Origin of the sequence: Pseudomonas sp. ML96 (genome assembly GCF_000761545.1) — a bacterium.
Taxonomy (GTDB): domain Bacteria; phylum Pseudomonadota; class Gammaproteobacteria; order Pseudomonadales; family Pseudomonadaceae; genus Aquipseudomonas.
On record NZ_JPMY01000037.1, the window covers coordinates 262,833 to 283,790 of the forward strand.

Consider the following 20,958-nt stretch of genomic DNA (forward strand, 5'->3'; position numbering starts at 1 on the left):
GTCTGCTCGGTCGGCCGCGGCTGGTCGAAAACTGCGCATTATAGAGGCAGCCAATCGCGGCAGGCCACCCGCAGGCGCTGCGCCGCCGCTCGCGGCTCGCGCTAGAACAGGTCGATCGGGTCGACGTCCAGCGACCAGCGCACCGCGCGGCCCTCGGGCATGGCCTCGAGGATCGGCAGCCAGTGGGCCAGCAGCTTGTGCAGCGGCGCGCGGCTGGCGCACTGCAGCAGCAGCTGCGCGCGGAAGCGCCCGGCGCGGCGCTCCATCGGCGCTGGCACCGGGCCGAGCAGTTCGATGCCGGCCAGCTGCAGTTCATCGCGCAGCTGTTCGGCGTAGGTGCAGGCCTGGTCGAGGAAGCCCTCGGCCTGGCCCGGCTTGTGCGCCTCGCCGCGTAGCAGGGCGAGGTGGGCGAAGGGCGGCAGGCCGGCGCCGCGGCGCTCGCTCAGGGCCTGCTCGGCGAAGGCCGGGTAGCCCTGTTCGGTGAGCTGCACCAGCAGCTGATGGTCGGCCAGGTGGCTCTGGATGATCACCTTGCCCGGCTCCTCGGCGCGCCCGGCACGCCCGGCCACCTGCACGGTGAGCTGGGCCATGCGCTCGCTGGCGCGGAAATCGGCGGAGAACAGGCCGCCATCGGCATCGAGGATCGCCACCAGTGTCACCCGCGGGAAGTGGTGGCCCTTGGCGAGCATCTGGGTGCCGACCAGGATGCACGGCTCGCCCTTGTTGATGGTGGTGAACAGTTTGTCCATGGCGCCCTTGCGCGAGGTGCTGTCACGGTCGATGCGCAGCACCGGGAACTGCGGGAAGAGCAGCGCCAGGCGCTCCTCGGCGCGCTCGGTGCCGGCGCCGACCGGGCGCAGGTCGACCTGGTTGCACTCCGGGCAGTTGCGCGGCGGCCGCTCGACATGGCCGCAGTGGTGACAGCGCAGCTCGTTGTGGCGCTGGTGCAGGGTCATGCGCGCGTCGCAACGCGGGCACTGGCTGATCCAGCCGCAGTCGTGGCACAGCAGGGTGGGGGCGAAGCCGCGACGGTTGAGGAACACCAGCACCTGCTGGCCGGCCTCCAGGGTCTGGCGGATCGCCTGCTGCAGCGGGCCGGAGATGCCGGCGTCGAGCGGCAGGCTTTTCACGTCCAGGCGCAGGAAGCGTGGCTGCTGGGCACCGCCGGCGCGCTGGGTCAGCTTGAGCAGGGCGTAGCGGCCGGCATGGGCGTTGTGCAGGCTCTCCAGCGAGGGCGTGGCCGAGCCGAGCACGATCGGCAGGTTCTCCTGGCGTGCGCGCACCAGGGCCAGGTCGCGGGCGTGGTAGCGCAGACCTTCCTGCTGTTTATAGGAGGCGTCGTGTTCCTCGTCGACGATGATCAGGCCGGGATTCTTCAGCGGCGTGAATAGCGCAGACCTTGTGCCGATAACGATATCGGCCTCGCCGTCGCGCGCCGCCAGCCAGGCGTCCAGGCGCTCGCGGTCGTTGACCCCGGAGTGCAGCAGGGCGATGCGCGCATTGAAGCGGCGGGCGAAGCGCTCGACCGTCTGCGGTCCCAGGTTGATCTCGGGAATCAGCACCAGCGCCTGTTGGCCGGCCTCCAGGCAGTGGCGGATCAGCTGCAGGTAGACCTCGGTCTTGCCACTGCCGGTGACGCCATACAGCAGGTAGGCGCCGAAGTCGCCCATGCCCGACTGCACGGCGTTGAAGGCGGCACGCTGCTCGGCGTTGAGTGGCAGCTCCGGCTGCGCCAGCCAGCCGCCATGGCGCTCCAGCGGCGCGCTGCGGCGCACCTCGACGCGGGCCAGGCCCTTCTCCAGCAGCAGGTCGAGGCTGTCCTTGTTCAGCTGCAGCTTGCTCAGTAGCGCGTGCGGCACGCCGTGGTGGTGCTGGGCTAGGGCGCGCAGGGCTTCGCGCTGGCGCGGCGCGCGGGCCAGGCGCGGGTCGTCCGGGCTGGCGCCTTCGGTCGCGTGCCAGTAGCGCTCCTGGCGTACTTCGGCCGGCTCGCCCTGGCGCAGTAGCACCGGCAGGGCCCAGCTCAGGGTGTCGCCGAGGCTGTGCTGGTAGTACTGCGCGGTCCACAGGCACAGCTTGAACAGCGGCGCGGGCAGCGGCGGGGTGCGGTCGAGCAGCTCCAGCGCTGGCTTGAGCTTGTCCGCCGGCACGTCACTGGTCTGCGCCACTTCCACCAATACGCCAACCACCTCGCGGCGGCCGAACGGCACGCGCAGGCGCGCACCGGGCTGCAATGCTGCGCGCGGCACGCCCTGTGGCGCCAGGTAGTCGAACAGGCGGCGCAGTGGCGAGGGCAGGGCGAGGCGCAGGATGGTGTCGGGCACAGCGGGCTCCAGAGTCGAGGCGGCGATGCTAGCACGGCCGCACGTCGCCAAGGATCGCCGCTGGCTTGCGTGAAGGTGGCGGTCTGGTATAGTGCGCGGCCTATTTCCGTGCGGTACTTGGCAGCGAGCCGAGTGGCGGCACACTTAAACCGAGGAAAATACGATGAAAGCCGATATCCATCCGCAATACGAAGAAATGGTCGCCACCTGCAGCTGCGGCAACGTGATCAAGACCCGTTCGACCCTGTGCAAGCCGATGAGCCTCGACGTTTGCTCCGAGTGCCACCCGTTCTACACCGGCAAGCAAAAGATGCTGGATACCGGCGGCCGTATCGACCGCTTCAAGCAGCGTTTCGGCGTGTTCGGCAGCAAGTAAGCCGAATAGTGGTGCAAGCCACGTTGCTGAAAAAGGCGTCCCTGGTGGGCGCCTTTTTCGTTTCTGTTTGCCTGGTTTCCCCGGTCCAGGCCTTCTGCCCGCGGGTCGACGACCTGGCGCCACAGCGCGTGGCCAAGGTGGTGGACGGCGATACCCTGCGCCTGGCCGATGGTCGCAGCGTACGGCTGATCGGCATCAACGCGCCGGAGCGGGCGCGCGACGGGCGCCCGGCCGAACCCTTCGCCGAGGCGGCGACCCGGCGCCTGCAAGCGCTGGTGGCGGCCAATGAGGGTCGCGTGGGTCTGCGTGTCGGCGTCAAGGCGCGCGATCACTACGGCCGCACCCTGGCGCATGCCTACGACCGTGTCGGTGGCAATCTGGAAGCGCAGCTGCTGGCCGAGGGCCTGGGCTATCGGGTGGCCTTCGAGCCGGCCACGGGGCTGGAGAGTTGCCAGCGCGAAGCGGAGGCCGTCGCACGCCAGCGTCATCTCGGCCTCTGGCAGCGCGATGAGGTTGTCACGCCCTTCGATCTGCGCAGCGGCGGCTTCGCCCTGATTCGTGGCAAGGTCGAGCGCGTGCAGCGCAATCGCGGTGGTCTGTGGATCGAAATGGACGGCCCGCTGGTGTTGCGCGTCGAACCCAAGCTGCTGCGCCACTTCGATGTGGCCGCCCTGCAGCGCCTGGCCGGGCATGAGGTCGAGGCGCGCGGCTGGGTGATTGACCGCTCCAGGCGCGGCGGCGTACAAGCGGAACAGGCCCGCTGGATGCTGCCGTTGACTCATGCGGCCATGCTCGAGGTGTTGCCATGATGCTGCGTCTGTTCCTGCTGTTGCCCCTGCTGTTCCAGCTCGTCGGTTGCGCGGTCAATCCGGCCACCGGCAAGACCGACTTCGTGATGATGAGCGAGGAGCAGGAGATCGACCTGGGGCGCAACTATGCCGAGGAGATCGCCAAGCAATACCCGCGCTACGCCGACGAGAGGCTGCAGGCCTATGTGCAGCGGGTCGGCGAGCGGGTCGCACGCAACAGCCACCGCGGCAACCTCGACTATCGCTTCACCGTCATCGACTCGCCGGACATCAACGCCTTCGCCATTCCCGGCGGGCACATCTACATCCATCGTGGGCTGATGGCCTACCTGGGCTCCGAGGCGGAGCTGGCCGCCGTGCTCGGCCACGAGGTCGGCCACGTCACCGCCCGCCACAGCGTGCGCCAGCAGAGCCAGTCCACGGCCTGGGGCATCCTCGGCCAGGCGGTGGCCATCGGTACTGGCGTCGGCGCCGCCGGCGACGTGACCAATGCGCTGGGTACCGCCTTCGTGCGTGGCTATGGTCGCGACATGGAGCTGGAGGCCGACGGCTTCGGCGCTCAATATTTGGCCCGCAGCGGCTACGACCCGCAGGCGATGATCGAAGTGGTCAAGGTGCTCAAGAGCCAGGAGGACTTTGCTCGCGACGAGGCGCAGGCCAAGGGCCAGGAAGCGGCACCGGCCGGCTACCACGGTCTGTTCGATACTCACCCGGACAACGACACCCGCCTGCGCCAGGTGGTGGCCTCGGCCAGTCCGCTGGTCAGCGGTAAGGGCGAGGTGGGCCGCGAAACCTACCTGAAGATGATCGACGGCATGCCGTTCGGCGACTCGGCCGAGGCCGGCGTGCGCCGCGGCCAGCGCTTCTACCATGTCGGTCTGGATTTCACCTTGGCCTTCCCGCAGGGCTGGGAGCTGATCAACCGGCCCGATGCGGTAATCGTCCACAGCGGCGACGAGCAGGCCTTCCTGGTCATGAGCATGCAGGGGCTGAAGGAAAAGACCGACTCGCAGTCGTTCATCCGTGAGCGCACCGGTGGCCGCGGCCTGACTGGCGAGCAGAGCTTCAAGCAGAACGGTCTGGATGTGACCACCGGCGTACTGCAGGGCAATGGCGCCAAGCGGGTGGCAGTGATCGTGCGTGATCGCGAGGCCTTCCTCTTCGTCGGTGCGGTCAAAGGTCGCGCCTCGCTGGAGACGGCCGATGAGCAGTTCCTCGAGGTGGTACGCAGTTTCCGTCCGCTGCAGGCCGCCGAGCGGCAGCAAGGCGAGCCCTGGCGTCTGCACCTGGTGCAGCTCAAGGTCGGGCAGAGCCTGGAGGAGCTGAGCCGGCAAATGGGTGGTGAGGGCGACAAGCTGAAGCGCTTGCGCCTGCTCAATGGTCTTTATCCGACCGGCCAGCCACAACCTGGCGATTGGCTCAAGGTGGTTCGCTGAAACAGCGCGAGCCCCCGATCTTGTGGGCCTTGAGCACTTTGCGTATGCTCGGCCGCCTGCCTGTCAATGCAAAGCGGAAATAGCCGAAATGTCTGATCTGAAAACTGCCGCTCTCGAGTATCACGCTCAGCCCCGTCCGGGCAAACTCAGCGTCGAACTGACCAAGCCCACCGTCACCGCCCGTGACCTGTCCCTGGCCTACAGCCCGGGTGTGGCAGAGCCGGTACGCGAGATCGCCCGCGACGCCGAACTGGCCTATCGCTACACCGGCAAGGGCAACCTGGTCGCAGTGATTTCCGATGGCACCGCTATCCTCGGCCTGGGCAACCTCGGCCCGCTGGCCTCCAAGCCGGTCATGGAAGGCAAGGGCGTGCTGTTCAAGCGCTTCGCCGGCATCGACGTGTTCGACATCGAAGTCGACTCCGAGAGCCCGCAGGCCTTCATCGACACCGTCAAGCGCATCTCTATCACCTTCGGCGGTATCAACCTGGAAGACATCAAAGCGCCCGAGTGCTTCGAGATCGAGCGCGCGCTGATCGAACAATGCGACATCCCGGTGTTCCACGATGACCAGCACGGCACCGCCATCGTGACCGCGGCCGGCATGCTCAACGCTCTGGAAATCGCCGGCAAGACCCTGGCTGATGCCAAGATCGTCTGCCTTGGCGCCGGTGCTGCCGCCATCTCCTGCATGAAGCTGCTGGTGAGCATGGGCGCCCAGGTCGAGAACATCTACATGCTCGACCGCAAAGGCGTGATCCACGCCGGTCGTGACGACCTCAATCAGTACAAGGCGGTGTTCGCCCACGCTACCGACAAGCGCAGCCTGGCCGATGCCCTGGAAGGCGCTGACGTGTTCGTCGGCCTGTCCGGTGCCAACCTGCTGAGCGCGGAAGACCTGCAGCGCATGGCGCCGAACCCGATCGTGTTCGCCTGCTCCAACCCGGACCCGGAGATCAAGCCGGAGCTGGCCCATGCCACTCGCAGCGACGTGATCATGGCCACCGGTCGTTCCGACTACCCGAACCAGGTCAACAACGTGCTCGGCTTCCCCTTCATCTTCCGCGGTGCCCTGGACGTACGCGCCACCCGCATCAACGAGGAAATGAAGATCGCCGCCGCCAACGCCCTGCGTGAGCTGGCTAAACTGCCGGTGCCGCAGGAAGTCTGCGATGCCTACGGTGGTATCGAGCTGAGCTTCGGTCGCGAGTACATCATTCCGAAGCCGATGGACGCGCGTCTGATCACCGTGGTTGCCGATGCGGTGGCCAAGGCTGCAATCGAGAGCGGCGTGGCGACCCTGCCCTATCCGAAGCACTACCCGCTGAAGTCGGTGGACGAAGTGTTCAACGGCTGATCGCCGTGAAATGAAAAAGCCCCGCTGATGCGGGGCTTTTTTATGGGCGCTGCTTTATGAGCGAGCGATGCGCCGATCAGAACAGATCGATCGGCGCGGCCTCGTCACCGGGCAGTGGGCTGCCGGGGATGCCCAGGGCGGGGTCGAGTTCGCTCATCGGTGGTGGCGAGTCTTCGCTCTTGAACAGCTCAAAGTAGGCGTCCGGCGTGCCGGGGGAAGCGGCGCGGCCGCTCACCGGGTCGACCCGCAGGCTGAGCAGGCCGGCCGGTTCTGGTGGCAGGTGGTCCGGCTTGTCCTTCAGCGCTTCGCCCATGTAGCTCATCCAGATCGGCAGGGCCACGGTGCCGCCGTATTCATGGCGGCCAAGACTCTCCGGCTGGTCGAAGCCGACCCAGACGGTGGTCATGTAGTCGGCGTTGTAGCCAGAGAACCAGCTGTCCTTGGACTCGTTGGTGGTGCCGGTCTTGCCGGCCAGGTCGCCACGGCCCATGGACAGCGCGCGGCGGCCGGTGCCGCGCTTGATCACGTCCTGCAGCATGCTGGTCATGATGTAGGCGGTGCGCTCGTCGATGATCTGCTCGGCCAGCACCGGCTGCTGCGTCTCGGCATTGGGCTCCTCGATCAGCAGGGCGGCATTCTGCTCCTCGACCAGCTGCGCGCTTTCCGGCGTGCGCGGCGGGTTGGCGATGAACAGCGGCTTGCCGTCACGGCTGTCGATGCGCTCGATCAGATACGGCTGGATCTTGCGTCCGCCGTTGGCGAAGGCGCTCCAGCCACCAGCGATCTCCAGCGGCGTCAGGCCGGCGGTGCCAAGGGCCAGGGACAGGTTGCGCGGCAGCTCCTGGCGGTTGAAGCCGAAGGTGCTGATGTAGTCGAGGGTGTAGTCGATGCCGATGGTCTGCAGCAGGCGGATCGACACCAGGTTGCGCGACTTGTACAGCGCCTCGCGCAGACGGATCGGGCCGAGGAAGGTGTTGTTGTCGTTCTTCGGTCGCCAGGCTTCTTCCATGCCGGCTTCCTGGAACACGATAGGGGCATCGTTGACCAGGCTGGAGGCGGTGAAGCCGGCATCGAGTGCTGCGCTATAAATGAAGGGTTTGAAGCTGGAACCCGGCTGGCGCTTAGCCTGGGCGGCGCGGTTGTAGTTGCTCTGCTCGAACGAGAAGCCGCCGACCAGGGCCCGGATTGCGCCGTTCTGCGGATCGAGCGAGACCAGTGCGCTCTGCGCCGCAGGGATCTGGCGGAACAGCAGGGCGCCGTTCTCGGCGTCCGCCTCGACACGCACCAGGTCGCCGATCTGTGCGACGTCGGCCGGCGATTGCGGGCGCGGCCCCAGGCTGTTGGTGTTGAGGAAGGGGCGGGCCCATTTCATGCTGTCCCAGGCCACCGGCTGCTCTTCGCCGCTGCGCAGCAGGACCATGATGCCGCTCTTTTCCACCTGGGTGACGATGGCGGGCTGCAGGCCGCCGATGCTCTTGTGCTTGGCCAGCTCCTCCTGCCAGGCCTCGCGGGTCAGGCCGGGAAGGCGGGTTTCCGGGCCACGGAAGCCGTGGCGCTGGTCGTAGGCGATCAGGCCGTCGTGCAGGGAGTGATTGGCGGCGTCCTGCAGGGAGGACGGCACGGTCGTGGTGACGCGGAAACCTTCGGTATAAGCATCACTGCCGTAGCGACCGACCATTTCGGCGCGGGCCATCTCAGCGATATAGGGGGCGTTCAGCTCGATGGGTTGCACGTGGTGGCGTGCGTCGATGGGCTCGTCCATTGCGGCCTGGTAGCGCGCTTGGTCGATAGCGCCGAGCTTGAGCATGCGGCCGAGAATCCAGTCGCGGCGCTCCTTGCTGCGCTGCGGATTGACCAGCGGGTTGTAGCGCGAAGGCGCCTTGGGCAGGCCGGCGATCATCGCCAGTTGGCCGAGGCTCAGGTCGCGGATGGACTTGCCGTAGTAGACCTGGGCGGCAGCCTCGACGCCGTAGGCGCGATTGCCCAGGTAGATCTTGTTGACATAGAGCTCGAGGATCTCGTTCTTGCTCAGCTCGCGCTCAATCTGTAACGCAAGCAGGATTTCATTGATCTTGCGCGAGAAGCTGCGCTCGTTGGTGAGGAAGAAGTTCTTCGCCACCTGCATGGTGATCGTACTTCCCCCGGTCTGGATGTGGCCGCTGGCCAATAACTGCGTAGCAGCGCGCATCAGGCTAGTGAAGTCGACGCCATAATGGTTGGCGAAATTGTCATCCTCGGCCGCCAGAAGGGCGCGGATGAAGTCTTGAGGGATGTCGTCGAAACGTATCGGCGAGCGGCGCATCTCGCCGAATTCGGCGATCAGCTTGCCGTCGGTGCTGTACACCCGCAGCGGTATCTGCAGCTGGATGCTGCGCAGCGATTCGACGGAAGGCAAGCCAGGACTAAGATAGAGAAAGGCCCCACTGAAACTGAGCACTAACCCGCAAAAAGCGGCAACGCAAGACCACCAGAAAAACTTCAGCAAACGCATCAAGGTTCTTGGAATTCCAGATAAAAGAATGGGTTAAGTGTTGCGCGGTGCGAAAAGGGGAAAACTGTTCACATTATAAGCGGTTTTTTTGCAGGGGAGCCATTTGCGCTTCTGTCAAGACTGTTATTTAATGTGGAAAAACATAAATAGTCCGTAAGTCTCGGATGCAGATAGGAAATCGGTCGTGCTAGGGCTCTTCAATAAGAAAGCGAACACGCTTCTGGGGATCGACATCAGTTCGACCTCGGTGAAGCTCCTTGAATTGAGTCGCTCGGGAAGCCGCTACAAGGTAGAGGCCTACGCCGTCGAGCCGCTCCCCCCAAATGCTGTAGTCGAGAAGAACATCGCGGAGCTGGAAGGGGTCGGACAGGCCCTTTCTCGCGTTCTGAGCAAGGCCAAGACCGGTGTGCGTACTGCCGCCGTTGCTGTGGCTGGCTCTGCGGTGATCACCAAGACCATCGAGATGGAAGCTGGGCTCAACGACGACGAGCTGGAAAACCAGCTGAAGATCGAAGCCGACCAGTACATTCCATATCCCCTAGAAGAAGTTGCCATCGATTTCGAGGTTCAGGGCGTGTCCGCGCGCAACCCTGAAAGGGTCGAAGTGCTGTTGGCGGCCTGCCGGAAAGAGAACGTCGAGGTGCGCGAAGCAGCCCTCGGGCTTTCTGGTCTGACTGCGAAGGTTGTCGATGTTGAGGCATACGCGCTGGAGCGCGCCTACGGCTTGCTCGAGTCGCAACTGGGTGGCAACATTGATGAGCTGACTGTCGCTGTTGTTGACATCGGTGCCACCATGACCACTCTGAGCGTTCTGCATCACGGACGCACCATCTATACCCGCGAGCAGCTCTTCGGTGGTCGTCAGCTGACGGAAGAAATTCAGCGCCGCTATGGGCTCTCGGTCGAAGAGGCTGGTCTTGCCAAGAAGCAAGGCGGCTTGCCGGATGATTACGAAAGCGAAGTGCTGCAGCCGTTCAAGGAGGCTGTGGTTCAGCAAGTCTCCCGCTCGTTGCAGTTCTTCTTTGCTGCCGGCCAGTTCAATGATGTGGATTACATCCTCCTGGCTGGTGGTACGGCATCCATTCCTGATCTGGATCGCCTGATCCAGCAAAAGATCGGCACTCCTACTCTGGTTGCTAACCCGTTCGCCGACATGGCTCTGGGAGGCAAAGTCAATGCCGGCGCGCTGGCTAGCGATGCGCCGTCTTTGATGATTGCCTGCGGCCTGGCGATGAGGAGTTTCGACTAATGGCGCGGATCAACTTATTACCTTGGCGTGAGCAGCTTCGTGAAGAGCGTAAACAGCGATTCGTCGCAGCAATGGGGGGCGTTCTCTTAGTTGCGGGTGGGCTGGTCTTTTTAGGCGGACAGTACCTTAACTCTGCAATCGAGCAGCAGAACGCCCGTAATGACTATGTGAAAAGAGAAATTGCTGCTCTCGATGCTCGTATTGCGGAGATCAAGGATCTAAGAGAGAGGCGTGCTCAGCTTCTCGAACGCATGAAGATTATTCAGGATTTGCAGGGTAATCGGCCGATTATTGGGCATATATTTGACCAGTTGGTGAGGACGCTGCCGGATGGTGTCTTCTTTACTGAGTTAAATCGCAAGGGTGCATTGATTTCGATTGTTGGTAGTGCTGAGTCCAATAACCGTGTTTCCAGCTTGATGCGTAATCTGGATGCTTCGGAGTGGCTCAAGTCGCCAAATTTGACCGAGGTCAAGGCAATAACCGCTGGCGAGGTGGATCAGGCCAACATATTCAAGCTGACAGTAGAGCAAACTCGACCAGGTGTGGCTGAAGATGGAGCGGCCGGTGGGGATTCGACTCAAGCAAATTCGGGTAAAAGAATATGAGTCTCTCGGGCGCAGTTGAATCGTTGCGGAAGGTGGATCTTTCCGAGCTTGATGTAAATAATCTCGGATCTTGGCCGCTGCCAATTAGGGTTGTGACTTGTTTTATCTTGTTTGTTCTGGGGCTTGGTCTTGGGTATTACTTTTACTTGCAGGACTTGCAGGGGCAGTTGCAAGGGTATCAGGCTCAAGAAGAGCAGTTGAAGAGGGAATTCTCTGATAAAGCTTCCCAGGCTGCGAATTTGGATGCATATCGCGTTCAAATGAAGGAGATGGAGGAGTCCTTTGGTATGTTGTTGCGGCAGCTGCCAAGCGATACTGAAGTCCCGGGTCTGCTAGAGGATATCACTAGGACGGGCTTGGAAAGCGGTTTGGAGTTTGAGGAAATTAAGCTCCAGCCTGAAAGTGTTCAGCAGTTTTATATTGAGCTGCCAATCCAGATATCGGTTGTTGGCTCCTATCATGATTTGGCAACTTTTGTCAGTGCCGTGGCTAGTTTGCCTCGAATCGTAACTCTGCATGATTTTGATATTAAGTTATCGAAAGATGGCGATTCTACGTCGCGCCTAGCAATGAGTGTGCTCGCAAAAACCTATCGCTATAACGAGGGGGGGCTGAAGAAATGATTTATGCCCGTGGCGTAGGTGTGATGTTGTGCGCTCTTCTTATTTCTGGGTGCTTCGGCGAGGGTGACTTCTCGGATCTGCGGCAGTATATGGATGATGTGCGCGCAAGGCCGAAAGGTAGTATCGAGCCTCTGCCCAAATTTCTGCCGTATGAGCCATTTACTTATAGTGCGGCTTCTCTGCGCAATCCCTTCCAGCCTCCGGTTAAAGTTGAGCTGGCTAGTCGGAGCAAGGGCTCGAAAGATATCAAGCCTGATGAGACTCGTGTAAAGCAGTTTCTTGAAGGCTTTAATATCGAGGTCTTTGAGATGGTCGGTACTCTTCAGAACGATTCGGGTGTATATGGTCTCGTTAATGGGGCTGGAGGGGTTCACCGAGTTAAGGTGGGTGACTATCTGGGGCGTAATCACGGGCGCATTGTGGCTGTAGATGAGGCTCAAATTGACGTCATCGAGATTGTCCCGGATGGAGAGGGTGGTTGGCTGGAGCGCCCACGCAGCATCTCCCTAAAAAGTCGCTCATAGTGGCGGGGTCGATTATGAAAAATAACTACAGTTCTGCTAAACGGAAGCTTTCCATGAATAAGGCCTTTTCTCGCTTGGGCGTTTCATTGCTGCTGGCCGGTTTCGCTCCAAGTCTGCTGGCGGCCAATCTGCAAAAGTTGGATGTCGCAGCACTTCCGGGAGACAAGGTGGAGTTGCGGCTAAGCTTTGATGAGCCGGTTGCTGCTCCTCGCGGCTATACCATTGAGCAGCCAGCACGCATTGCTCTTGATTTGCCGGGTGTGTCTAGCCATCTGGGTGCAAAAAATAAAGAGCTTGGTGTTGGGAATGCTCGTAGCGTTACCGTTGTGGAGGCGCAGAATCGGACTCGGTTGATCATCAATCTTTCTACCTTGGCTCCGTATAGCACTCGTAGCGAGGGTAACAGCGTAATTGTTGTGGTTGGAGACTCTTCTGCAGCAACTGCATCCGCTCCGGCTGTATCTGCCCCTGTTGCTAAGCCCACTCCGATGGTGGCGGCTGGGCGCTCGATTCGCTCGATCGACTTTCAGCGCGGCACTGCTGGTGAAGGAAATGTTGTAGTAGAACTTTCTGATCCTAGTGTGAGTCCGGACATTCAGGAGCAGGGCGGGAAAATTCGTGTCGAATTTCCTAAGACTCAATTGCCGGAAAGCCTTCGCGCACGACTTGACGTGAAGGACTTTGCTACTCCTGTGCAGTTTGTTAACTCCGCGGTACAAGGAGATAAAGTCAGTATCAGCATTGAGCCAACAGGGCTCTACGACTATCTCGCATTTCAAACGGATAACAAGCTTACGGTTAGCATCAAACCGCTAAGCCCTGAGGATGTTGAGAAGCGTAAGTCCGAGAGCTTTGCTTATTCCGGTGAGAAACTGTCTCTCAATTTTCAGGACATCGACGTTCGCTCAGTACTGCAGTTGATTGCAGACTTTACTAACTTGAACTTGGTTGCTAGTGATACTGTGCAGGGCAATATTACCTTGCGTCTGCAAAATGTACCTTGGGATCAGGCTCTAGATCTCGTGCTAAAAACTCGTGGTCTGGATAAGCGCCAGGTTGGTAATGTTCTTCTGGTGGCCCCTGCTGATGAGATTGCGGCTCGTGAGCGCCAAGAGCTTGAGGCGAAGCAGCAGTTGGCTGAGTTGGCTCCCCTGCGCCGGGAGGTAGTGCAGTTGAACTACGCAAAGGCTTCGGATATCGCCAAGCTCTTTGAGGACGCTGGTAAGGATGGAACTCTAGACAAAGATATGCGTGGGAAGGTTATTTTTGATGACCGCACCAATAGCATCATCGCGTATCTGACTCAGGAGCGTTTGGATGAGCTGCGCAGAATTGTGACTCAGCTTGATATCCCCGTTCGGCAGGTAATGGTCGAGGCGCGCATCGTAGAGGCCAATGTCGACTTTGATAAGGAGCTTGGTGTCGAGTGGCGCGGTGTGGGACTCGGTGATAATAACTGGGTGGTTGGCGGCACCAATAGCGTTGAGAAAGATACTGATCCCTTGGAGTTCCAAGGTGGTACTTTCGTTGATATGGGTGCTGCTGGACGCACTTCTGGTTTGAACTTGGGCTTTATTACTGATAACACCTTGCTGGATCTTGAGTTGTCGGCGATGGAGAAAACCGGTAACGGTGAAATCATCTCTCAGCCGAAAGTGGTGACCTCTGATAAGGAAACCGCAAAAATCCTCAAAGGTACGAAAATTCCGTACCAAGAGGCATCTTCTAGTGGTGCTACCTCGGTAGCATTCGCAGAGGCGAACCTGTCCCTTGAGGTGACTCCGCAGATCACTCCTGATAACCGTGTAATCATGGAGGTCAAGGTCAATAAGGATGCGGCTGACTTTGCCAATCAGGTAGACGGCACTCCGTCCATCCAGACCAATGAGGTTAATGCGAAGGTTCTGGTAACTGACGGCGAGACCATCGTAATTGGTGGAATCTTTAGCAATACGCAGTCTAAAGCTGTGGATAAGGTGCCGCTTTTGGGCGATATCCCCTATATCGGTCGCCTCTTCCGCCGTGATGTGGTGCAGGATTCCAAGGCTGAGTTGCTGGTGTTCCTGACTCCTCGCATCATGAATAACCAGGCCATTGCGGTAAGCAACTGATAGTGCAGAACGTAGTATTGGTAGGCCCGATGGGGGCAGGTAAGAGCACCATCGGGCGGTTGTTGTCGAAAGAGCTGAAACTGCAGTTCAAGGATTCGGACAAGGAAATTGAGCATCGTACCGGTGCCGATATCCCTTGGATCTTTGATGTGGAGGGCGAGCAGGGTTTCCGCGAGCGCGAGCAATTGATGGTCGTGGAGCTCTGTGAGCTCGAAGGTGTGGTGATCGCTACCGGTGGAGGTGTGGTTCTGCGTCCTGAGAACCGGCAGGCGCTGCGTGCTGGTGGGTGGGTTGTCTACCTGCATGCCTCCGTCGAGCAGCAGTTGGAGCGCACATCGCGGGATCGTAATCGGCCGCTGCTGCGTAATGCCGAGCCTGGCAAGGTATTGCGCAATCTGATGGATATCCGTGATCCGCTCTATCGAGAGATCGCCGATGTGATCATCGAAACCGATGAGCGCCCGCCGCGTATGGTGGTTCAGGAAATCATCGAGCGTCTCAGGGCTCTGCCTCCCCGTTAAAGAGCGCTTCCATCTGCGTTATCCTATGCCCTTTCTACTCGGGGGCTTCATGCAGACTCTTACCGTCGATCTAGGCGAACGCAGCTATCCCATCTACATAGGAGAGGGGTTGCTCGCTCGCCCCGATCTGTTCAAGCCTCATCTCGCCGGTCGGCAGGTGGCGATAGTCACCAATGAGACTGTTGCCCCCCTTTACCTGGATGCGCTGAAGCAGTCTTTGGCTGGTCAGGACATTGCTACCGTGATTCTTCCGGATGGCGAGGTCTTCAAGACCTGGGAAACTCTGCAGCTGATTTTCGACGGCCTGCTTCAGGCTCGCCATGATCGCAAGACCACCGTTGTCGCCTTGGGCGGCGGGGTGATTGGCGACATGGCTGGCTTTGCCGCGGCATGCTACCAGCGCGGTGTCGACTTCATTCAGGTTCCGACTACCTTGCTATCGCAGGTGGACTCCTCCGTAGGGGGGAAAACTGGCATCAACCATCCGCTCGGCAAGAACATGGTTGGGGCTTTCTATCAGCCCAATGCGGTCATCATTGATACCTCCGTGCTCGGTACGCTTCCTGCCAAGGAGTTGTCGGCCGGGTTGGCTGAGGTGATCAAGTACGGGCTGATCTGTGATCTGCAGTTCCTGGGTTGGCTGGAAGAGAACATCGAGAGCCTACGTCAGCTGCAGCCTGCTGCATTGATCGAGGCTATCGAGCGCTCCTGTGCGGCCAAGGCTCGTGTGGTGGGGGTGGACGAGCGTGAGTCGGGCCTGCGCGCGATTCTCAACCTGGGGCATACCTTTGGCCATGCCATCGAGACGCACATGGGCTATGGCGAGTGGCTGCATGGTGAGGCGGTAGCCGCCGGTACCGTCATGGCGCTGGAGATGTCGTCGCGGCTTGGCTGGATTTCCGCCGCGGATCGTGATCGCGGTATGCGCCTGTTGCTGCGCGCGGGCCTGCCGGTGGTGCCGCCGGCCGAGATGCAGCCTGAGGATTTTCTCGAGCACATGGCGGTCGACAAGAAGGTGCTCGATGGCCGTCTGCGCCTAGTGCTGTTACGCAGCCTCGGCGAGGCAGTGATTACCGATGATTTCCCGCGGGAAGTCCTGGATGCCACCTTGCGCGCCGACTATCGCGCGCTGCTGGCTCAGCTTGGAGAATAAGAGAGCTACATGAGCAGTTTGCACGCCGACGAGGCCTTCCTCGCGCACTACCAGTTCAGTCACGACCCTTTTGCCGCTCGGGTCCCTGGTTTTCGTTTCTATCCGGCCCAGCGCAAACCGGTGTTGGGCCAGCTCCATCACCTTGCGCGCTACAGCCAGCTACTGCTGGTAGTGACCGGGCCGCGCGGTAGCGGCAAGACGTTGCTGCGTCAGGCGCTGGTGGCGAGTACCAACAAGCAGTCCGTGCACTCGGTTGTGGTCTCCGCGCGCGGTGCTGGCGATGTCGCCGGTGTTCTGCGTCAGGTCGCCCAGGGGCTGGGGATGCAGCAGGTCGACGTGCGCAGCATCCTCGCGCAGGTCGCCCAGCTGGCGCTCACCGGTCAGGAGGTCTACCTGCTGGTCGATGATTCCGAGCAGTTGGCCGATGCGGCGCTGGATGCGCTGTTCACTCTGGCAGCGGGTAATCCGGATGGTCGTCCGCATGTGTTTCTTTTTGCCGAGAACGAGCTTCTGCCGCGGCTTGAGCTGCTGGCCGATGGTGAGGAGCGCTTCCATGCCATCGAGCTGCTGCCGTATAGCGAGGACGAGACTCGCGAGTATCTGGCGCAGCGCCTGGATGGTGCTGGGCAGGGCATCGATGTGCTCAGCGATGATCAGGTCGTCGATATTCACCTGAACTCGGGTGGCTGGCCGGGCCCGATCAACCAGGCTGCACGCGAGACCCTTGTCGAGGCCATGCTGGCCAGCCGTGCTGCTGGTGCTGGGCGCGCAGGCGGTGGTCTGCCGAAGAAGCATTTGCTGGCCGTGGGTGTGGTCGCGCTCGCACTGGGTGCGGCTTGGCTGATGCAGGGGCGGACCGAGAGTACTCCTCCAATGGTCACCGAGGCGCCGATCGAGCTGGTACCGCAAGGCGCAGCTCCCGCTGCTGTTGAAGCGGGCAAGCCGGCAGCTCCGGCGTCAGGGGCGGCGGTCGAGTTCAGTGGTGCCAGCCAGCCGTTGCCGTTGCCGCTGGTGGGCGAGGCTCAGCCGGTGATTCGTGAGCCGCTGGCCCAGGCCTCTGGTATGGATGAGGCTGACGAGGCTGGTTCCGCTAGCACGCAAGCGCCGGCATCGGCTGCTATGCCTCCAGCGCCGGTAGTGACTCCGGTGCCTGTCGCGGTGCCGGTGGTGCCGACCGTTGCCAGCGGTCCGGCCGCTCAGCCAATCGTGCCGACTCCGACTCCGACTCCGACTCCGACTCCGACTCCAGCGAAGCCTGCGCCTGTCGTGAGCGCCAAGCCGACTCAGGCCCCCGTTGCTCAGGCGCCGAAGCCGGCTCCTGCCAAGCCAGCTGCGCCTGCGGCTAGTGCGGCGCCGGCCGTTGCCAGTGCGGCACCGGCGCCGGGGGCAGAGTGGTATGCCAGCCGTCCGGCCGGCAACTATGCCCTGCAAATCCTGGGCACCCGCTCGGAGAGCAGTGCCAAGGCCTTCGTCGGCAAGAATGGCGGCGAGTACCGCTATTTCAAGAAACTGCACCAAGGGCAGGCACTCTACGTGGTGACCTACGGGCAGTTCTCCAGCCGTGCGGCGGCGCAGGCCGCGATCAAATCGCTGCCGGCCAGCGTGCAGGCCGGCAAGCCCTGGCCGCGCAGCTTCGCCAGCATCCAGCAGGAGGCAGTGCGGGCTCGCTGATGGCCCGTGAATTGCCTTTCATTTGATGACCGATTGGTGCTAGCACGGCCTTTCGGTCATCGCCTTTCGCGCAAGCGACAGAAGGTTTCATCAGGTCGTCATCGAAGATTTGTGACGACCTAGGTGGCTATGTACAATGACCCCCCTTTGCCTGCGCCAAGCTGGGGTGTTTCCCTGCGCGGTCGGCAGCTAGGTCGATGAATTAGAAAGCAATTTGCCCATTAGAGGCAGCCTGGTGAGAGTGTCTATGAAAGCAGGTCTATACCATCCTGATCAGTTCAAGGATAACTGCGGCTTCGGTTTGATCGCCCATATGCAGGGCGAGGCGAGCCATCATTTGCTGAATACTGCGATTGAAGCCCTGACCTGTATGACCCACCGCGGTGGTATCAACGCCGACGGTAAGACCGGTGACGGTTGTGGTCTGCTGATCCAGAAGCCCGATCTGTTCCTGCGCGCAGTCGCCAAGGAGCAGTTCGGCAGTGACCTGCCGCAGCAATACGCGGTGGGCATGGTCTTCTTCAATCAGGACTCGGCCAAGGCCGAGGCCGCCCGCGCCAACATGAACCGCGAGATCGAGGCCGCCGGCCTGCAGCTGATCGGCTGGCGCAAGGTGCCGATCGACACCAGCGTGCTCGGCCGCCTGGCCCTGGAGCGCCTGCCGCAGATCGAGCAGGTGTTCATCGGTGGTGAAGGCCTGGATGACCAGCAGTTCGCCATCAAGCTGTTCAGCGCCCGCCGTCGCTCCTCGGTAGCCAACGCCGCCGACACCGACCACTACATCTGCAGCTTCTCGCCGAAGACCATCATCTATAAAGGCCTGATGATGCCGGCGGACCTGCAGCAGTTCTATCCGGACCTCGGCGACGAGCGCCTGCAGACCGCGATCTGCGTGTTCCACCAGCGCTTCTCGACCAACACCCTGCCGAAGTGGCCGCTGGCGCAGCCGTTCCGCTTCCTCGCCCACAACGGCGAGATCAACACCATCACCGGCAACCGCAACTGGGCCCTGGCCCGCCGCCTGAAGTTCGCCAACGACCAGATCCCCGATCTGGAAGAGCTGGGCCCGCTGGTCAACCGCGTCGGCTCCGACTCCTCGAGCATGGACAACATGCTCGAGCTGATGGTCACCGGTGGTATCGACCTGTTCCGTGGCGTGCGCATGATCATTCCGCCGGCCTGGCAGAACGTCGAGACCATGGACGCCGACCTGCGTGCGTTCTACGAGTACAACTCCATGCACATGGAGCCGTGGGACGGTCCTGCCGGCGTAGTGCTGACCGACGGTCGTCATGCCGTCTGTCTGCTCGACCGTAACGGCCTGCGCCCGGCGCGCTGGGTCACCACCAAGAACGGCTACATCACCCTGGCGTCGGAAATCGGCGTGTGGGACTACAAGCCGGAAGACGTGATCGCCAAGGGCCGTGTCGGCCCGGGCCAGATCCTCGCGGTGGACACCGAGACCGGCCAGGTGCTGGACACCGACGCCATCGACAACCGCCTGAAGTCGCGCCACCCCTACAAACAGTGGCTGCGTCAGGGCGCGGTGCGCATCCAGGCTAGCCTGGAGGACCGCGACCACGGCTCGCCGTTCTACGACAGCGACCGCCTCAAGCAATACATGAAGATGTTCCAGGTCACCTTCGAGGAGCGTGACCAGGTGCTGCGTCCGCTCGGTGAGCAGGGCCAGGAAGCGGTCGGTTCGATGGGCGATGACACCCCGATGGCGGTGTTGAGCCAGCGTATCCGTTCGCCGTTCGACTACTTCCGCCAGCAGTTCGCCCAGGTGACCAACCCGCCGATCGACCCGCTGCGCGAGTCGATCGTCATGTCCCTGGAAGTCTGCCTGGGCGCCGAGCGCAACATCTTCGAGGAATCCCCGGCCCACGCCAGCCGCGTCATGCTGAGCAGCCCGGTGATCTCCCCGGCCAAATGGCGCGCGCTGCTGAACCTGAGCACCCCGGGCTTCGAACGTCATGTCATCGACATGAACTACGACGAGTCCGTTGGCCTTGAGGCTGCGGTACGCAACATGGCCGATCAGGCCGAGGAAGCCGTGCGCGCCGGCAAGGTGCTGCTGGTCCTCTCCGACCGTCACATCGCCCCAGGCAAGCTGCCGGCACATGCCGCGCTGGTGACCGGCGCCGTGCACCACCGCCTGACCGAGAAGGGCCTGCGTTGCGACTGCAACATCCTGGTCGAGACCGCGACTGCCCGTGACCCGCACCACTTCGCCGTGCTGCTGGGCTTCGGTGCCTCCGCGGTGTACCCGTTCCTCGCCTACGAGGTGCTGGGCGACCTGATCCGCACTGGCGAAGTGCTGGGCGACCTCTACGAGGTGTTCAAGTACTACCGTAAAGGCATCTCCAAGGGCCTGCTGAAGATCCTGTCGAAGATGGGCATCTCCACCATCGCCTCCTACCGTGGTGCGCAGCTGTTCGAGGCCGTCGGCCTGGCCGACGAAGTCACCGACGTGTGCTTCCGTGGCGTTGCCAGCCGTATCCAGGGTGCGCGTTTCATCGACATCGAAGGCGAGCAGAAGCTACTGGCCTTCGAGGCCTGGAACAACCGCAAGGCCATCCAGCAGGGCGGTCTGCTCAAGTTCGTCTACGGCGGCGAGTACCACGCCTACAACCCGGATGTGGTCAACACCCTGCAGGCTGCCGTGCAGCAGGGCAGCTACGAGAAGTACCAGGAGTACGCGGCGTTGGTCGACCAGCGCCCGGTGTCGATGCTGCGCGACCTGTTCCAGCTCAAGCTGGCCGAGCAGCCGCTGAGCCTGGACGAGGTCGAGCCGCTGAACGAAGTGCTGAAGCGCTTCGACTCCGCCGGTATCTCCCTCGGCGCCCTGTCGCCGGAGGCCCACGAGGCCATCGCCGAGGCGATGAACCGCCTGGGCGCGCGCTCCAACTCCGGTGAGGGCGGTGAAGACCCGTCCCGCTATGGCACCGTGCGCAGCTCGAAGATCAAGCAGGTTGCGACCGGCCGCTTCGGTGTGACTCCGGAGTACCTGGTCAACGCCGAAGTGCTGCAGATCAAGGTGGCCCAGGGCGCCAAGCCCGGTGAGGGCGGCCAGCTGCCGGGCGGCAAGGTCAACGGCCTGATCGCCAAGCTGCGCTATGCCGTGCCTGGCGTGACCCTGATCTCGCCGCCGCCGCACCACGACATCTACTCGATCGAGGACCTGTCGCAGCTGATCTTCGACCTCAAGCAGGTCAACCCGGCCGCGCTGGTCTCGGTCAAGCTGGTGGCGGAAGCCGGTGTCGGCACCATCGCCGCTGGCGTGGCCAAGGCCTACGCCGACCTGATCACCATCTCCGGCTACGACGGTGGCACCGGCGCCTCGCCGCTGACCTCGATCAAGTACGCCGGCAGCCCGTGGGAACTCGGCCTGGCCGAAACCCACCAGACCCTGCGCGGCAACGACCTGCGCGGCAAGGTCCGCGTGCAGACCGACGGCGGCCTGAAGACCGGCCTCGACGTGATCAAGGCCGCCATCCTAGGCGCCGAGAGCTTCGGCTTCGGTACCGGCCCGATGGTCGCCTTGGGCTGCAAATACTTGCGCATCTGCCATCTGAACAACTGCGCCACCGGCGTAGCCACCCAGAACGACAAGCTGCGCAAGGACCACTTCATCGGCACTGTCGAAATGGTGATGAACTACTTCACCTACGTCGCCGAAGACACCCGCCAGTGGCTGGGCCAGCT

15 protein-coding genes are annotated in these 20,958 nt (G+C 62.0%); 13 read left to right on the plus strand and 2 right to left on the minus strand.

Annotated features, from left to right (window positions below; all coding sequences use genetic code 11):
• Positions 1–101: 101 nt before the first annotated feature.
• The gene (locus IP89_RS18495) at positions 102–2,321 is read right to left on the minus strand and encodes a primosomal protein N' (RefSeq protein ID WP_043311130.1); all 2,220 of its coding nucleotides are present in this window, start codon (positions 2,319–2,321) and stop codon (positions 102–104) included.
• Positions 2,322–2,484: 163 nt separating this feature from the next.
• Between IP89_RS18495 and rpmE the strand changes: the two genes are divergently transcribed.
• The 4 genes from rpmE (at position 2,485) to IP89_RS18515 (ending at position 6,299) form a co-directional block, all read left to right on the plus strand.
• Positions 2,485–2,697 carry a 50S ribosomal protein L31 gene (rpmE, locus tag IP89_RS18500; protein ID WP_043311131.1) on the plus strand — a complete coding sequence of 71 codons (213 nt, stop codon included), beginning with the start codon at positions 2,485–2,487 and terminating at the stop codon, positions 2,695–2,697.
• 44 nt (positions 2,698–2,741) lie between these two features.
• Complete coding sequence (locus IP89_RS18505; protein ID WP_081963304.1) at positions 2,742–3,506, plus strand: thermonuclease family protein; 765 nt, start codon at positions 2,742–2,744, stop codon at positions 3,504–3,506.
• Positions 3,506–4,942 (plus strand): M48 family metalloprotease, encoded by a 1,437-nt coding sequence (locus tag IP89_RS18510; RefSeq protein WP_043311153.1) that lies wholly within the window; start codon positions 3,506–3,508, stop codon positions 4,940–4,942. Before IP89_RS18505 ends, IP89_RS18510 begins: the two co-directional genes overlap by 1 nt.
• Before the next feature lie 88 nt (positions 4,943–5,030).
• Positions 5,031–6,299, plus strand: coding sequence for a malic enzyme-like NAD(P)-binding protein (locus IP89_RS18515; protein WP_043311132.1), 1,269 nt, complete (start codon positions 5,031–5,033; stop codon positions 6,297–6,299).
• A 76-nt stretch (positions 6,300–6,375) separates the two neighbouring features.
• Here the strand turns inward: IP89_RS18515 and IP89_RS18520 are convergent, their stop codons facing one another.
• Positions 6,376–8,790 (minus strand): penicillin-binding protein 1A, encoded by a 2,415-nt coding sequence (locus tag IP89_RS18520; protein ID WP_371261965.1) that lies wholly within the window; start codon positions 8,788–8,790, stop codon positions 6,376–6,378.
• A gap of 184 nt (positions 8,791–8,974) precedes the next feature.
• Between IP89_RS18520 and IP89_RS18525 the strand changes: the two genes are divergently transcribed.
• The 9 genes from IP89_RS18525 to gltB form a co-directional block, all read left to right on the plus strand.
• The gene (locus tag IP89_RS18525; RefSeq protein ID WP_043311134.1) at positions 8,975–10,039 is read left to right on the plus strand and encodes a pilus assembly protein PilM; all 1,065 of its coding nucleotides are present in this window, start codon (positions 8,975–8,977) and stop codon (positions 10,037–10,039) included.
• Entirely contained in the window at positions 10,039–10,647 is a 609-nt protein-coding gene (locus tag IP89_RS18530; protein WP_043311135.1) for a PilN domain-containing protein, read from the plus strand. The genes IP89_RS18525 and IP89_RS18530 overlap by 1 nt, the downstream gene beginning before the upstream one ends.
• Entirely contained in the window at positions 10,644–11,270 is a 627-nt protein-coding gene (gene pilO / locus IP89_RS18535) for a type 4a pilus biogenesis protein PilO (protein WP_043311136.1), read from the plus strand. Before IP89_RS18530 ends, pilO begins: the two co-directional genes overlap by 4 nt.
• The gene (pilP, locus tag IP89_RS23160; RefSeq protein ID WP_081963302.1) at positions 11,267–11,794 is read left to right on the plus strand and encodes a type 4a pilus biogenesis lipoprotein PilP; all 528 of its coding nucleotides are present in this window, start codon (positions 11,267–11,269) and stop codon (positions 11,792–11,794) included. Before pilO ends, pilP begins: the two co-directional genes overlap by 4 nt.
• A 53-nt stretch (positions 11,795–11,847) precedes the next feature.
• Positions 11,848–13,905, plus strand: a complete 2,058-nt coding sequence (pilQ, locus tag IP89_RS18545) for a type IV pilus secretin PilQ (protein ID WP_043311138.1) — start codon at positions 11,848–11,850, stop codon at positions 13,903–13,905.
• Positions 13,906–13,907: 2 nt separating this feature from the next.
• Positions 13,908–14,426 (plus strand): shikimate kinase AroK, encoded by a 519-nt coding sequence (aroK, locus tag IP89_RS18550; RefSeq protein WP_043311139.1) that lies wholly within the window; start codon positions 13,908–13,910, stop codon positions 14,424–14,426.
• Positions 14,427–14,475: 49 nt separating this feature from the next.
• Entirely contained in the window at positions 14,476–15,579 is a 1,104-nt protein-coding gene (gene aroB, locus IP89_RS18555; RefSeq protein WP_043311154.1) for a 3-dehydroquinate synthase, read from the plus strand.
• A 9-nt stretch (positions 15,580–15,588) separates the two neighbouring features.
• Entirely contained in the window at positions 15,589–17,250 is a 1,662-nt protein-coding gene (locus IP89_RS18560) for an AAA family ATPase (RefSeq protein ID WP_043311140.1), read from the plus strand.
• Between the two features lie 247 nt (positions 17,251–17,497).
• Positions 17,498–20,958, plus strand: a 3,461-nt coding sequence (gene gltB / locus IP89_RS18565; protein ID WP_043311155.1) for a glutamate synthase large subunit, incomplete at its 3' end; no start/stop codon positions are given.

What these genes read in the sequence shown, in the direction of transcription:
- IP89_RS18515 (WP_043311132.1), top strand. Translation starts at nt 5,031, where the DNA reads ATGTCTGATCTGAAAACTGCCGCTCTCGAGTATCACGCTCAGCCCCGT.
- IP89_RS18510 (WP_043311153.1), top strand. Translation starts at nt 3,506, where the DNA reads ATGCTGCGTCTGTTCCTGCTGTTGCCCCTGCTGTTCCAGCTCGTCGGT.
- pilQ (WP_043311138.1), top strand. Translation starts at nt 11,848, where the DNA reads ATGAATAAGGCCTTTTCTCGCTTGGGCGTTTCATTGCTGCTGGCCGGT.
- IP89_RS18560 (WP_043311140.1), top strand. Translation starts at nt 15,589, where the DNA reads ATGAGCAGTTTGCACGCCGACGAGGCCTTCCTCGCGCACTACCAGTTC.
- IP89_RS18520 (WP_371261965.1), bottom strand. Translation starts at nt 8,790, where the DNA reads ATGCGTTTGCTGAAGTTTTTCTGGTGGTCTTGCGTTGCCGCTTTTTGC.
- pilO (WP_043311136.1), top strand. Translation starts at nt 10,644, where the DNA reads ATGAGTCTCTCGGGCGCAGTTGAATCGTTGCGGAAGGTGGATCTTTCC.
- pilP (WP_081963302.1), top strand. Translation starts at nt 11,267, where the DNA reads ATGATTTATGCCCGTGGCGTAGGTGTGATGTTGTGCGCTCTTCTTATT.
- rpmE (WP_043311131.1), top strand. Translation starts at nt 2,485, where the DNA reads ATGAAAGCCGATATCCATCCGCAATACGAAGAAATGGTCGCCACCTGC.
- IP89_RS18530 (WP_043311135.1), top strand. Translation starts at nt 10,039, where the DNA reads ATGGCGCGGATCAACTTATTACCTTGGCGTGAGCAGCTTCGTGAAGAG.
- aroB (WP_043311154.1), top strand. Translation starts at nt 14,476, where the DNA reads ATGCAGACTCTTACCGTCGATCTAGGCGAACGCAGCTATCCCATCTAC.